The sequence below is a fragment of the Ferrimonas sp. YIN67 genome, from assembly GCF_057219095.1.
Map to the genome: position 1 here is coordinate 244,357 of NZ_JBXVVJ010000004.1, position 15,047 is coordinate 259,403.

Sequence of the window (15,047 nt, forward strand, 5' to 3'; positions counted from 1 at the left end):
GCAATAGATACAAACCAGGTATCTTGCCTCGATCTTAATTACCCTCCTCAGGATGAAAGAATTTCAAACTTGCGCATTCTTTATTCTATCCAAGAGTATGGCTATTTTTAACGGATGATATCATCCAATGTTGATATGGCAGTTGGATAAGCTTCATTTATGGTTAATCCACCATCAAATATGATGAAGCTGTTAATGGGGTATCCGATCACTTAACGCCATTCGGCGCCCAGCGTGATGCGCATCACATTGCTGGGACTTCGTGTCACTTTTTTGTTAATTGTTCTCCAGGGGCAAATATATCGCCGAGATGGGGGCGAACTAGAGATAAATATTCTATTTGTACGCACTTCGCCGTGGATTAGGGCTGATGGTCAGTCCATTTTACCGGCGGTGGTGAATGCGGTTACCATTCCGCAACAAAGGCATAATGATATAGCTATTGAACATATACCATTGCTAACCCAGTATCGATCAAGTATCGCCAGAATAAGACGGTGGCCCCATCGCCGCCCCAGCTCTAAAACGAGCAGATGTTACGGCGAGACTCAAATAATAAAAAGATTCTAGGGAGTTAGGATGAAGTACCCATCTAGCATTGCCCGAGCGGTTAAGCTCGGATTGACGGCTGGCTCTGTCGCCACCGTTGGTATCAGCGCTCCGGTATTGGCACAAGAGATTGCCGTTGCCGATAACGTAGAGCGGATCAGCGTGACCGGTTCGCGTATTTCTCGCCAGGATATGGAGAGTGCCTCTCCTGTAACCGTCATCGACAGTTCCGCCATCAAGGCGGAGGGCTTTGTTACTGTTGACGATATCCTGCAATCTCTTCCTGCTATGGGTGGCATGGCGTCCGGCTCCACCACCAACAACGGCTCCGATGGTGTGGCCCGTGTGGATCTGCGTGGTATGGGGGTTGAGCGTACCTTGGTGCTGCTGGACGGCCGCCGTATGATCAGCTCCGGTTCCGGTGGTGACAGCTCTGTGGATCTCAACGCTATCCCCGTGGCGATGATTCAGCGGGTAGAGATCCTCAAAGACGGTGCCTCTGCCGTGTATGGCTCCGACGCCATCGCCGGTGTGGTCAACATCATCACGCATAAATATGTTGAAGGTTTTACCTTTGATATGAATGGCGGGATCAGCGATAAAGGTGACGGTGAGCACTACGATCTGTCGGCCTTGTACGGGATTCAAACCGCCAAGGGCGGTGTCAATTTTGGTGTCGCTTACTCTGAGCGAAAAGGGATCAACCAGGGCGATCGTGACTGGGTGCCGCCAGGAGCGAGTTCTTTGGTGCCGGGTGGCTCTTTGAGTGGTTATAAGCGCAATGCCGATGGCAACTATGATCTTAAAGACGGGAAGAAGCAGGCCACCAGTTATGTTCCAGGCTCCAATGATGATCAGTGGAATGTCCGTGACTTTGGCTATGACTACACCAAAGAGAGTTACTTCCAGACTCCGAGCAAGCGCTTTAGCCTGTTTGCCAACACCACCCAGGAGTTGACCGACGACATTCAGTTGAATGCCGATCTGGTTTACACCAAGCGAGATTCCCGCCAGCAGATGGCACCTCAGCCTGCCAATGAGATGCTGAACGTCTGTGGCGAAGCCTATCCGGATCCCTCACAGCCCTGCGTTACCCTCACCGGTGGCATGCTTGAAGCTGGGGTAGAGGCCGATGAGACCGGTCGTGTCAACTATCGCCGCCGTTTGGTGGAGGTGGGTCCGCGGATCTATGAGCAGGATGTGGACACTCTGCGTGCGTCTGCCGGTTTTAGTGGCTTTATCGATGCGGGCAAGGGGTTGGACTGGGATCTCTCCTACACCTTTGGCCGCAACCGGGCCGACACCTGGGTACATAACTCGGTTAATGCGAAAAATCTGACCAACTCCATCTATGCCAATGAGGCCGCGTGGTTCTCAGGAAAGGCGGAAGATATCATGCCATTTGTCGATGATATCTCCTATCTGCAGACCCAGACTGGTGGTAACGATCTGCATGTGGTCTCTGGTGTGGTGAGTGGTGATCTGTTCCAACTGCCTGCGGGTGAAGTCGCCTATGCGGTTGGTGCGGAGTATCGCAGCGAGAGCGGTTTCTACAATCCGGACCCTGTCATTGTTCGTGGTGAAGGTACGGCGGCACAGCAAGATCCGACCGATGGTAGCTTTAACGTGACCTCCGCCTATGCCGAGTTTGCTATCCCACTGCTGGATGGTCTGACGGCTGAAGCCGCGCTGCGTCACGATTATTACGATACCTTCGGTAGCGCCACCACCTGGAAGCTGGGCCTGACCTATGAGGTCTTTGAAGACTTGATGATCCGGGGTGTCGCGGCAACCGGTTTCCGGGCGCCAAGCATTGATGAGCTGTTCGGCGGGGATACCGCTTCCTTTGATTACCTTGAAGATCCCTGGGGTAACGAGCTTGATCCTCAGATCCTGGTGAACTATACCTCCGATGAAAATCTTGAGGCGGAAGAGTCTGAGTCTTTGACTCTGGGCGTTGTTTACTCACCTCGTTTTATCGAAGGGTTGTCTCTGACCGTTGATTACTTTGCCTTTGATGTAACCAATGCCCTGGCTCGCCTGGACGTTCAGGAGCGGATGCGCGCCTGTTATGGCACAGGTATAGGCGATGGTGATCAGCAGGCCTGTGATGACATCAGCATCACCATGGACGGCGATCTGAGTGATATGACCAACCCGCTGACCAACGTGGGCTCTCAGACCACCCGTGGGATCGATACTAATATCGCCTATAACTTCAGCGGTTTGGGTATGGATTGGCGTGTTGTCAATGATCTGACCTACCTGCTTGAGTTTGAGCAGGATGGTATCGACTATACCGGTACTATCGATGGTATGAACGGTGCGTACGCTGAAGTGAAGAACAACTTTAGCGTTACCGCTAAGCACGACAAATTCTCTGTGACTTACTCTAACCGCTATGTCAGCGCAATGGATCACACCTATTACGGTGTGGATTACGATATCGAGTCGGCGATGTACCACAACTTGTCTGGGACTTACGAGGTCAGCAAGAACGTCGTAGCGACTCTGGGTATTCGTAACATCGCAGATAAGGACCCTGTGAAAGTTGCAGGCGGTAACGAAGCGGGCACCATTCCGGAAGTGTACGACGTGATTGGCCGCACCTACTTTGGTGGTGTAACCATTCGCTTCTAAGGATTTTCGTTGAGTTAAACAAAGGCAGCTTCGGCTGCCTTTATTCGTTTTTGAACGGCAGGCACTAACCCTAGTTGTGCCTCCTGTAACCGTCGATCTCCCACAGCAGTAAAAGTTTTTCTCTATCCACTGTGTTGTTTTGGATAAAAGTTCAACTAAAAGTGGATTCGTCTTCTCTTTTTTTTAACAAGAGGGGATCTTCAGCTTATCTTCATTACATTCCATTTTTGTTCACCAATTGTTGCAAAAGTTTGGCTTTATTCTCTGGCGACTCTTTTCCTGGTCAAGTTGTGGTGTAACATTTTTTTAACTGATGTTGATTCGGTAATCGCTGGGCTTTTACGCCCGAGGTCAGCGAGAAATCGGGCTGTTTTTCAACTTAGGTATTTTTTCTTTGTTGCACTATTGTTAACGCTGAATATTTTGCAAAAGTAGTCACCTGTGACACCTTGTTTGACATAAAAGTGCACGAAAAGCGAATATTATGCTGCGGCAATGTAATGTGCTGCCAATAACTTAAAACAAAAACATCACAGTTGATGCCTGGGCTTTAGGCGCGGGACAACGATATGGGAGTAGTGATAATGGCTATGGAATCCTCTGTATCCAAAGCGGTTCGTTTGAGCTTGTTAGCCACGGCTGCGAGCTCTGTGGCATTTGTGGGGACTGTTACGGCGAATCAGGACGAACCGGAACGTATCGAAGTGACTGGTTCTCGTATCAAACAAGTAGATATTGAAACCTCTTCTCCTGTTACCGTAATTGATGCGGCGGCAATTGAGATCTCGGGCGAGCAATCCGTTGCTGACGTATTGAATAACTCAACCATTAACAGTTTTGGCTCTTGGCGAGGCATGTCTGGCTATGGTGCGGGCGCTGCGGCGAGTGCAGATGTGAACCTGCGTGGTTTAGGGGCCCAGGCGACATTGGTGTTGCTGGATGGCCGTCGTATGCCAGGGACCAGCTCTAGCTCAGGTACGGTGGCGGATCTGTCCACGATTCCTATGTCGATTGTTGAGCGCATCGAGATCCTTCGTGACGGCGCCTCAGCGGTATACGGCTCCGATGCGGTTGCGGGTGTAATTAACATCATCACCAAGAAAGATTTTGAAGGGATCACTGTTACTTATAATAATGAGCTCCCTGAGATCAGCGGTGGTAAGTCGAATCGACTGGCGATTGCAGCCGGTTATGCAACCGACAAAGGCAGTATTACCCTGACCTTTGAGCATTACGATTCCCAGTCTGTGATGGATCGAGACGTTTGGAAGCTGGACGATCCTTTGTATGAGGGGTTTAGCTCTTTCAGTTCTGTTCCCAATGGTTACTATAATACGGGCGTAAAAGACGAAGATGGTAATGACATCTTCGATTTTTATAGCAACAGTGAGCTATGCTCATCTACAGGAAATGTTCTCGATGGAACCGATGGTCAGAACAATGGACGTTGCTTCTATAGCTTTGGTGAAGTAACCAAGCTGTTCCCGAGTACTCAGCGCAATTCTATCCTTTCAAACTTTGATTATGAGTTGCAGGATAACCTACAGTTTCGTGGCCGGATCTCTGCCAGCCTGGCGGAAACCGACGCTCGCTATGCTGGTACACCAGTATCGACAAATTATCCGGTAATGTCTGCTGAGAACCAGCTCAATCCAGTTGATGGCATTTCTGATGTGACTGTGTATATGCGCTCTGCTCAGATCGGCGAACGAGACACTCACATTGAGAACAACAATATCGATTTCCTGGCCGGTTTAGTCGGTTATCTGGATGTTGGTTACGGTTTTGATTGGGAAGTGAATGCCCAGCACAGTCGTTCTACCACCAACTCTTTTAACTACAATCTGATCAACGACAGTATTGTTCAACAGCTGATTGATTCTGAGCAGTACGATATCTTCAATACCACAGGAATGGCCTATGCTGACTGGGATGCCATGATGACGGATCTTTACCGTCAGGCTTCTCATACAGGTGTATATCAAGGTGCCTTTAATAGCACCCAGTTTGATGGCTTGATCTCAACCACATTGGTGGATGTCGATAATCTCACCCTGGCCGGTGTGATTGGTGCTGAGTATGAGATGATTGAGTTCGCTCAGAAGAGTGATCCTGAGTCTGCCGCGGGTATTATCTCTGGTGGCTCCGGTGGCGATGACGTGGATGCGGAGCGTGATCGTACCTCTATCTACGGTGAACTGCAGGCCGCTTTGCCTGCGAATTTGGAGGTCTCTGCAGCTTTACGTTATGACCGCTATGACCAGGAAGGTTATACCTCTCGTGGCCTCGAGTCATCCACCTTTGATAAAGTCGTACCTAAGCTGGGTGTGACTTGGCGTCCGCTGGATAGCCTGTTGGTCCGAGCCAGTTATGGTGAATCCTTCCGTGCACCCAATATGGGTGAGATGTTTGCTTCCGAGGCGTTGAGCTTTGAGAAGGGGATGGATACCGTTTGGTGTGCGAACAACAGTGATGACAACTACTGCAGGGGGACTCAGCAGCACAAAACTCTCTATGGCGGCAACCCAGATCTCGAAGCGGAAGAGGGAGATTCGTTGACTCTAGGGGCGGTCTGGAATGTGACCGATGCACTGAGCTTTGAGCTGTCCTATTACAATATTAACTACGACGGCAAGATTGAAGTCGTAGAGATTGCAGACTTGATTAAGGAAGAGTCTGATAACGGTGGGTCGCCATATATTGTTCGTGGCTCCGACGGTAAGATCGTACAGATCCACAGCCAATACCGTAACTTGGCCTCAGTAGAAACCTCAGGGTTGGACTTTGTGTCAGCCTATAATCTGGCAACCGATTTGGGTGATTTTAACTTCAAGGTTGAACTCTCCCACATTCTGGATTTCTCAGAGCAGCAGACGCCGGATAGCGATATGATCGACTGGTCCGGTGAAGTTGGCCGTCCTGATTGGCGCGGTAATGCGTCTGTGGCGTGGACTTTGGATGACATTCGTGTTTCTTGGAGCACTGTGTATATTGGCAGCCAAACTTCGGACTTCACCAATAGCTACTATGAGTACGACAAGCAATACGGTGGTTTCTATGAGTTAAAGGATTATCCGAGCTACTTTAAGCACAACGCTCAAGTGGCGTATACCCACCCGTGGAACGGTAGCATCACTGTGGGTGTCAATAACCTGTTCGATAAAGAAGCACCAAATGACTACAAGAATTATTATGATTATCGTGATGTCGATACTGGACTGTACGATGTAATGGGCCGTACCTGGTTCTTCCGTATTCAGCAGAGCTTCTAATCTCCACTCCCATTCAAGCCCCGCTTCGGCGGGGCTTTTTTGTACCTGTAAAACAACAGCTTTATCACAGTTATGTCGCCTGTTGGTGTTCATCCAGCCCTAGGCTGCTAACTTATAGACTTTTCACCCCAAGCAAAGAGGTCCGTATGAGGCTAATGTTGAGCGCTGCGGTAGCAGCAATGGCCCTGAGCGGTTGCGTGTTGACCGAGAGTGAGCCCCAGGGGCCGTCCCCCTATGAGGGGCAATGGGTGATTGGCTCCCTGGCGGGAGAGCGCCTGCAGGTGATGCCGATGCAGGAGACGCCCCTGCTGCAGATCGATGGCGAGCAGTTTTCCGCAACCCTGGGGTGTAACCGAATGAAGGGACAATGGCCTAAGTCGGGTCAGCCTTTTGGTCCGGTGGCCAGCACCCGCATGGGCTGTCCGGCGCCGATCGATCAGTGGGAAGCGAACTTTAGCCAGGTGCTGACCCAGGTTGACAGCTATCGCATCGAGCGCAGCCGCTTGCAGCTGCTGTCCGGTGAGAACGTGGTGCTGGAGGGCTACCATCCCGCCTCAGTGCTGCAGTGGCTTGCCTGGGATGGGCGCTGGTCGCTGACTCATCTGGAGGGGGCGGATAAGATCCACGGCCTGTTCGATGGTCGGCCACCGTATCTGGAGCTGGATCTGGATCGGGACGAGGCCCATGGTAACAGCGGCTGTAACCAGTTCTTTGCCAAGCCGACGGCGGCGGGCGAGGCGTTGAACCTGCACCAGGCGGGGATGACTCTGGTGGCCTGCCCGGATCATCTGATGGCACAGGAGCAACTGTTGATGCGTCATTTTGCCGAGTCGGACCGCACGCTACAGGCGGAGGGCAAGTTGCAGTGGTGGCGAGGCGAGACCCTGTTGTTGGAGTTTGAACGCAGCCAGTGAGCCGAGAGCCTCGGTCCTGAGCGCCTGCTCGATCAGTTAAAGCCACCGTGTTCGCGGTGGCTTTCTCTTTTGTGCCGGTTGCGTCAATTTGATCAGCCGCGTAGTGGCGTGGTCCGGCACTCCTGTCACCTGCCACTCTCCCACTGCGCCAGCTTACGGATCTCGGCCCCTAAGCGAATCTGCGGAGCTAGGATCGATCACCAGAGGTAACCGACCAAGGATACTGCGGAGACGGCGACCGCTGATGGAGTTCGAGTAGACGCATTTCACCCATACGGCATGTACCAAAGACCCGGCCAGGCTTGTTGGTTGTTGGGCAAAATCGTGGTGCATCCACTGGCGGTTGTGGTAGACTCGCCGGCTTGTTTTCGCGGCCGTGCTAATTTTACACAGGCATGGTTGTTGGCTCGCTCACCAGGGTTGGGGGCGTCAGTTGCATGGAGGCAGTAGCGTTACGGTTCCTGCGATGAAATTTCCTGGTCAACGCAAACACAAACACTATTTCCCGGTGGATGCCCGGGACTTGCGCGCCAAAGAGCTCAGTCAGTTGAGTCGGCCTCAGCGCACCCATATCTGTGGTATCGCTCAGACCCTGGTGGATATCGAGGCGCATGTCGATGATGCGCTGCTGGCCCGCCACAAGCTGGTTAAGGGCAGCTCTCTGCTCATTTCCGATGAAGCCGCCCACGCCCTCTATGGCGAGTTGCAACAGCAGGGACTGATCCATGAAGAGCACGCCGGTGGCACCATCGGCAACACCCTGCATAATTTTGCCACCCTGTCTGATGAGCGCGCCGTGCTGTTTGCGGTGATGGAGAAGCAGATCGCGATCGGCAGCTACGCCTACAAATACCTCAGCTATACCTCCTCCAAGGTCGACGTCAATCATCTGCAGGCGGTGGATGGTCCCATTGGCCGCTGCTTTACCCTGATCTCCGAGTGTGGTGAGCGCAGTTTTGCCATCTCCAAGGGGGCGATGGACAAGCTGGAGCCCGAGTCCATCAAGCCGGAGCTGGTGCAAACCGCAGGGGCGTTGGTCTTTGCTTCCTATCTGATGCGCAGCGGTGAGGGGGATAACATCGATCAGGCTGCCCTGCGAGCGATGGCGGTGGCTCACGAGGCCAAGGTGCCCGTGGTGCTGACCCTGGGCACTCGATTTTTGATCGAGCAGGATCCCCAGTTTTGGCGCGAGTTCATTGCCGAGCATGTGACAGTACTGGCGATGAACGAAGAGGAAGCCGAGGCATTGACCGGCGAGTCCGATCCGTTGAAAGCCTGTGATATTGCCCTGCAGTGGTGCGATATGGTGCTGTGCACGGCGGGGCCCGAGGGGCTCTATATGGCTGGGCATTGTGACAGGGACGCGCTACGGGAAACCGAGCACGAGCTGCGCAGTGGCGGCATCGGTGAATTTAACCGCTACGAGTTTTCCCGGCCCATGCGCAAGTTGGATTGTGCCGAGCCAGTGAAGGTGTTCTCCTACATTGCCCCCTATTTGGGTGGGCCCGTGGAGATCCTCAATACCAATGGGGCAGGGGATGGCGCCCTGGCCGCTCTGCTGCACGATATGGCCGCCAACCGCTATCACAGGGTCAATGTTCCCAGCTCCTGTAAGCATGTGGTGGAGGCCTTGACCTACTCTTCCTTCTCCCAGATCTGCAAGTATGCCAACCGGGTCAGTTACGAAGTGCTGATCCAGCACAGCCCACGACTCTCCCGGGGCTTGCCTGAACGGGAAGAGAGCCTGGAAGAGGGCTATTGGGACCGCTGAGTCAGCGCTCCTGGACGAACAAAGCACAACGCCGGCCTCAAGGGCCGGCGTTGTTGTATTGCGGGATTGCGCGATTTAACGCTGGGCCAGGATGACCAACATGCGGCGCAGCGGCTCGGCGGCGCCCCACAGCAGCTGATCACCAACGGTGAAGGCGGAGAGGTATTCGCCGCCCATGGCCAGTTTGCGCAGTCGACCAACAGGCACCTTGAGGGTGCCGGTCACCGCCGCAGGGGTCAGTTGTTCACGGCTGGCTTCGGGTGTGTTCTCCACCACTTGTACCCAGTCATTGTGCTTGGCCAGCAGCCCTTCGATGTCGGACAGAGGGATGTCTTTCTTCAGCTTGATGGTCAGCGCCTGGCTGTGACAGCGCAGGGCGCCAATGCGCACACAGAGGCCGTCGATGGCGATGGGATCCTCATTGCCGAGGATCTTATTGGCCTCTGCCTGGGCCTTCCACTCTTCGCGGCTCTGGCCACTTTCCAGCGGGCTGTCGATCCAGGGGATCACGCTGCCGGCCAGCGGAACGCCAAACATATCGGCGTTCAGTTCGCCGCCACGCAGTTTGCTGGTGACCTTTCGCTCGATCTCGAGGATGGCCGAAGCGGGATCGGCCAGCTCAGTGGCGACCTCGTCACGCAGCTCCCCCATTTGATTAAGCAGTTCACGCATATGGCGAGCACCGCCACCGGAGGCCGCCTGGTAGGTCATCGGCGTGATCCACTCCACCAGATCCGCCTCGAACAGGCCGCCGAGGGCCATCAGCATCAGGGAAACGGTGCAGTTGCCGCCGACAAAAGTGTTGCCGCCTTGGGCCAGAGCCTGGTCAATGACATCGCGGTTGACGGGATCGAGCACGATCACAGCCTTGTCTTCCATCCGCAGATGGGAGGCGGCGTCGATCCAGTAGCCCTGCCAGCCGGCATCGCGCAGCGGCTGGTATACCGCCTTGGTATAGTCGGAGCCCTGACAGGTAAGGATCACCTCCATCTGCTGCAGTTGAGTCAGATCAAAGGCATCCTGCAGTGGCCTACCTTTGGCTTCGACAGGACCGGCCTGGCCGGCCTGTGAAGTGGTGAAGAAGGTGGGATCACAGCGGTCAAAATCTCCCTCCTGACGCATACGATCCATCAGCACAGAGCCAACCATACCGCGCCATCCGACTAATCCAACCTTCATTCCTTTCTCCTGTGTATTTGTAATATTGGGATCTGCTGGAGCCTCACCATACCATTGCCGGCCGTTGGCCGCGAGGTGGAGAGTGGCAAGAGATAAACAAAGGCAAGGCGTTGGCTAAGTGATGGTTATTAATCCCCTTCCGGTGTAGGGGTAATTGGAGTTTTTCTGTTGGCAGGAGTGCCGGAAAGGGGAGGGAGCTCTTTGGCTAATCGGGGAGCGGTGTCCCAATGAACCATTGGGCTTTTTCCTGTCAGTGAAGGTTCCTGGACGCATGTGTACCTCGCCTTTTTCCGTTGGCGACAGACAGCAACAGAGGACCCGGCTCCTTACGCATGTTCGCTGTGCCTTCTCTCTTTCAGGCATGGTTCCCGCTCTGTTGGCATGAGTCGCCTTTATGGCTGCGCCGTTTCTGCTTCGTCAATAAGACTGGCTTTGATCTCCCTGTTGACGCGTTCAAACCTGCGGTTTGCCCTCTCTCCGCGCACCGCTTTGGCCATCATGGCCTATGGCTTATCTCAGGCCCTTTCGCTTGGTTGATTTAAGATCTGTGAGGGTTGCTGGTGCGAGGGGTCTGGAGGCGCTCTGACGTTGATTGGGGCGCAGCCTAATCAACTGCCATCGGGCAGTGATGTTGTGCAGGGGATTTGGGGATGAACGGAAGAGAACAAAACGCCGCCGACGTGGTGCGGCAGCGTTTCCAATACTGTGCCTTTACTTGCTGTCGGCGCGGCTCATGTATTTGCGCTCTTCCACGTTGACTTTGATCTTGTCGCCTGTGGAGATGTATTCCGGCACCTGTACGGTCACGCCGGTGGACAGCTTAGCCGGTTTGGTACGGGAGGTGGCGGAGGCGCCTTTGATGGACGGATCGGTTTCGACCACTTCCAACTCGACGCTGGTCGGCATCTCCAGGGCGACCGGTGCATCGTTGATCAGGATGACCTGAGCCCCTTCGGTGGCTTCGTCCAAGAACGGAATTTCGTTTTCGATGCTGGACTGGTTGAGGTGATAAGGGGTGTAGTCCTCGTTGTCCATGAAGACGTACTCTTCGCCGTCAATGTAGGAGAACATCACTGGACGGCGGCGAAGATCGGCCAGATCCAACATGTCGCTGTCCTTGAACGTTTCATCCGTCTTGGCACCGCTGACCACATCGTACATGCGCATGCGGTACAGGGAACCCCCCGCACGCCCTTGAGGGACAGAGCGCTCGATATCGCGAACGATATAGGTCTTGTTATTGAATTCGATGGCGGTGTTTTTCTTAATTTCACTGGCCTTTGGCATGGTGTCAATCCTGAGCGGGATCCCTCGATGAGATCCGGTGGTCATAAGCGCGGTATCGTCCGCAGTTTCGAGCTAGATAATACACCGTCATTAAGGTCAATGGCGGTTCTCCCGATAGAAATCCGTTTGAAATGTCTGAGGTAAGGCTGGATAACCAGGCAAACGCGCCCGACATTGCCGTATCTGAGGTCTATCTTGGCAAGCACAGGGGCATGGGCTTTACCCCTGGCCCTGGCTGAATCGTGATGCTTCGTCAACGCCGTGGGCGTCGGTGATCCCATCGACCGTCGCTTCGATGAGACGGGTCGCCTTACTGGAGACAAACCGGCGGTCGCGGGAGGCACACGCAGGGGATCTTGACCACTCCCTGACGGCGGGAAGAGCACGCGAGCATGTTCATGGGCCAAAGGCCCGACGCTGACGTGCATCGGGCCTTTGCCTGTCTGCGGGGCCGCCTCAGCGAAAAAACAGGGGCAGCAGGTGCTCCTGCATCGCCTGCAGGGGCAGTTTGATCTGACCCTTGTTGTGGGCGGTTGCCACGGCAATGAGCTGATGCTCAGGGAAAGTGAACATGTACTGACCGCCGGCGCCGACGCCGCCAATCACCTCGACACTTTGGCCAGCGATCCGCTCCGGGCGTTTGTGGAAGTAGTAGTAATAGCCCCGAGTCTCGGGCGGTGCCATGATGAGATCGACATAGGCTTTGGCCAGCAGTTGCTCACCGTTCCATTGCCCATCCTGCATCAGGATCACGGCGACTTTCATTAACGCCCGCGAAGTAAAGCTGGCGCCGGCGCCACTGCCTGGCAGACCGTAGGGCTGATCGGCCCAGTGATAGTCGACACCGAGTTTGGCGGCGATCTCGTCGGCGATGAAGTCCTGAATGGAACCGGGAACCAGGGTATCGAGCACCATCAGGATCATCGCCGGATCGGTGCCGCGGTATAGATACTCTTTGCTGTCGGCCGTAATGGGCTGTGTGTGTTCGAACAGGTGCTCAAAGAAGGCCTCTTTGGTTTTCCCCGAGGCCGCTCTGAGATCTTCCTTCCCCACCCGCAGGCCGGAGCGCATCAGCAAGGCATCCCGTAGCGTGATGGTCGCCACTCCGGGTTGGATTTTCTTGCGGTTGAGCTTGGGCAGGAAGTCGATCACGGGCTTATCCAGATCGGCCATGTCGATATGACCCAGCTGTATGGCACGGGCAAGGGTGACCGAGGTGAGGGTCTTGGTGATCGACATGGTGTAGTGCGGAGCATCAACCCGGCCGATGCGATTGTACATCTCAAAGACCAGCTTCCCGTCCTTCCAGATCAGGATGCTATCCAGATCGCCGTATTTCTCTTCACTGTCGTCGGCGAGCAGGGCTGCCACCGCCTCCCGACTGCCCGGGACGTCAAGCGTGCCGACAGCCAGGCCATCGGCCAGATCAGCGGGGGAAGTGCTGACATAGGCTTGAGGCAGGTGATCGAGCGCCGTCTGCTGCGGCATGGCAAATGTCGAGGGGTCCTTGGTGGCGGGCAAGGTGGGTAGCTCTTCAGCCCAAAGCGAACCGCTAAATAGCGCCGCCCCGATCAGTAAAGTGCGTGTCCATTGGTTGTTCATTCTTATCCCTTTTGAAACTCTCGGTGGTATCGCCCAAGCACAATGGAGGCAAACCGGGTTCAGCGCAATGGGGTCTTGTGGGGGATGTATGAAAAAGGCCTGACACTTAGGTGTCAGGCCTTTTACCGAGTCCGGGAGGTGGCTCGAGGGCTTAGCCCTCGACGCCCTGGCTGCGCAGGTACTCTTCGTAGGTACCGTGGAAGTCGGTGATCCCGTCGGCCTTCAGCTCGATGATACGGGTTGCCACGGAGGAGACGAATACGCGGTCGTGGGAAACGAACAGCAGGGTGCCTTCGTAGTTTTCCAGCGCGGTGTTGAGCGCCTCAATGGACTCCATGTCCATGTGGTTGGTCGGTTCATCCATCAGCAGGATGTTGGGCTTTTGCATCATCAGCTTGCCGAACAGCATACGGCCCTGCTCTCCACCGGAGATCACGGTAGTGGATTTCTTGATGTCGTTCTGACCAAACAGCATGCGGCCCAGGAAGGAGCGGATGGTTTGCTCATCGCTGCCTTCGGTAGACCACTGACCCATCCAGTCGAACAGGTTCATCTCTTTTTCGAAGTCGGCGGCGTGATCCTGAGCGTAGTAACCGATGTTGCTGTTTTCGGACCACTTGATCTCGCCGGACTTGGCTTCCATGGCGCCCACCAGGGTGTTGAGCAGGGTGGACTTACCCACGCCGTTCTCACCGATGATGGCGATACGCTCACCCACGTCTACTTTCAGATCCAGGCCCTTGAACAGCAGTTCGCCGTCGTAGCCCTGGCTCAGGTTCTCGACTTCCAGCGCCTGACGGAACAGCTTCTTCTCCTGATCGAAGCGGATGAACGGCGTTTGACGGCTGGAGGCCTTGACGTCTTCCAGTTGGATCTTCTCCATGCGCTTGGCACGGGAGGTGGCCTGACGGGCCTTGGAGGCGTTGGCAGAGAAACGGGCTACGAAGCCGGCCAGCTCGGCGATCTGCGCTTTCTTCTTGGCGTTGTCGGCCAGCAGGCGCTCGCGGGCCTGGCTTGCCGCCATCATGTACTCGTCGTAGTTGCCCGGGTAGACGCGCAGCTCACCGTAATCGATGTCCGCCATGTGGGTACACACGGAGTTGAGGAAGTGACGATCGTGCGAGATGATGATCATGGTGCACTGACGATCGTTGAGGATCTCTTCCAACCAGTGGATGGTGTGGATATCCAAGTTGTTCGTCGGTTCGTCGAGCAGCATGATGTCTGGATCGGCAAACAGCACCTGGGCCAGCAGGACCCGTACTTTCAGGCCTGGTGCCACGGCGCTCATCAGGCCGAAGTGTTGATCCTCACTAATGCCAAGGCCCAGCAGCAGTTCGCCAGCACGGGCTTCAGCGGAGTAGCCGTCCATCTCGGCGAACTCCACTTCCAGATCCGCCACCTTCATCCCTTCCTCTTCGGACATCTCGGGCAGGGAATAGATGCGATCGCGCTCGGCTTTCACTTCCCACAGCTCTTTGTGACCCATGATCACGGTATCGATCACGCTGTACTCTTCGAACGCCCACTGATCCTGGCCCAGCTTGGCCACGCGGGTGTTGGGCTCGACGCTGACGTTGCCCGTGGTCGGCTCCAGCTCACCGGAGAGGATCTTCATGAAGGTGGACTTGCCACAGCCGTTGGCGCCGATCAGGCCATAGCTGTTGCCGCCGCCAAACTTGACGGAGATGTTTTCAAACAGCGGCTTGGCGCCGAACTGCATGGTGATATTGGCTGCTGAGATCACGATGGGCTACCCGAGATTAAGAAGGTGTGAAAAGGAAAAACGCCGCAGGGTACCCAGTGCGGGCCTGCGGCGCAAGTGAAATTCGA

The 15,047-nt window shown here is 54.8% G+C and carries 8 protein-coding genes; 4 read left to right on the plus strand and 4 right to left on the minus strand.

The features are described 5' to 3' along the window. Positions 1–579 precede the first annotated feature (579 nt). The 4 genes from AC2D8U_RS11455 (at position 580) to AC2D8U_RS11470 (ending at position 9,146) form a co-directional block, all read left to right on the plus strand. Complete coding sequence (locus tag AC2D8U_RS11455) at positions 580–3,189, plus strand: TonB-dependent receptor (RefSeq protein ID WP_484619183.1); 2,610 nt, start codon at positions 580–582, stop codon at positions 3,187–3,189. 584 nt (positions 3,190–3,773) lie between these two features. After that, positions 3,774–6,461: a TonB-dependent receptor gene (locus AC2D8U_RS11460; protein WP_484619184.1), complete on the plus strand. Its 2,688-nt coding sequence runs from the start codon at positions 3,774–3,776 to the stop codon at positions 6,459–6,461. A gap of 146 nt (positions 6,462–6,607) precedes the next feature. After that, entirely contained in the window at positions 6,608–7,375 is a 768-nt protein-coding gene (locus tag AC2D8U_RS11465) for an META domain-containing protein (protein WP_484619185.1), read from the plus strand. 466 nt (positions 7,376–7,841) lie between these two features. Then, positions 7,842–9,146 carry an inosine/guanosine kinase gene (locus AC2D8U_RS11470; protein WP_484619186.1) on the plus strand — a complete coding sequence of 435 codons (1,305 nt, stop codon included), beginning with the start codon at positions 7,842–7,844 and terminating at the stop codon, positions 9,144–9,146. Between the two features lie 75 nt (positions 9,147–9,221). Here AC2D8U_RS11470 and asd read toward each other — a convergent pair whose 3' ends face one another. The 4 genes from asd to AC2D8U_RS11490 all read right to left on the minus strand — a co-directional run bounded on the left by asd (position 9,222) and on the right by AC2D8U_RS11490 (position 14,961). Then, a complete protein-coding gene (asd, locus tag AC2D8U_RS11475) occupies positions 9,222–10,325 on the minus strand; it encodes an aspartate-semialdehyde dehydrogenase (RefSeq protein ID WP_484619187.1) in 1,104 nt (367 codons plus the stop codon). A 711-nt stretch (positions 10,326–11,036) separates the two neighbouring features. After that, positions 11,037–11,612 carry an elongation factor P-like protein EfpL gene (gene efpL / locus AC2D8U_RS11480; RefSeq protein WP_484619188.1) on the minus strand — a complete coding sequence of 192 codons (576 nt, stop codon included), beginning with the start codon at positions 11,610–11,612 and terminating at the stop codon, positions 11,037–11,039. A gap of 456 nt (positions 11,613–12,068) precedes the next feature. Beyond that, on the minus strand, positions 12,069–13,214 hold the full coding sequence (locus tag AC2D8U_RS11485) for a serine hydrolase domain-containing protein (protein ID WP_484619189.1): 1,146 nt from the start codon (positions 13,212–13,214) through the stop codon (positions 12,069–12,071). 151 nt (positions 13,215–13,365) lie between these two features. Beyond that, positions 13,366–14,961, minus strand: coding sequence for an ABC-F family ATPase (locus AC2D8U_RS11490; RefSeq protein WP_484619190.1), 1,596 nt, complete (start codon positions 14,959–14,961; stop codon positions 13,366–13,368). Positions 14,962–15,047: the final 86 nt, after the last annotated feature.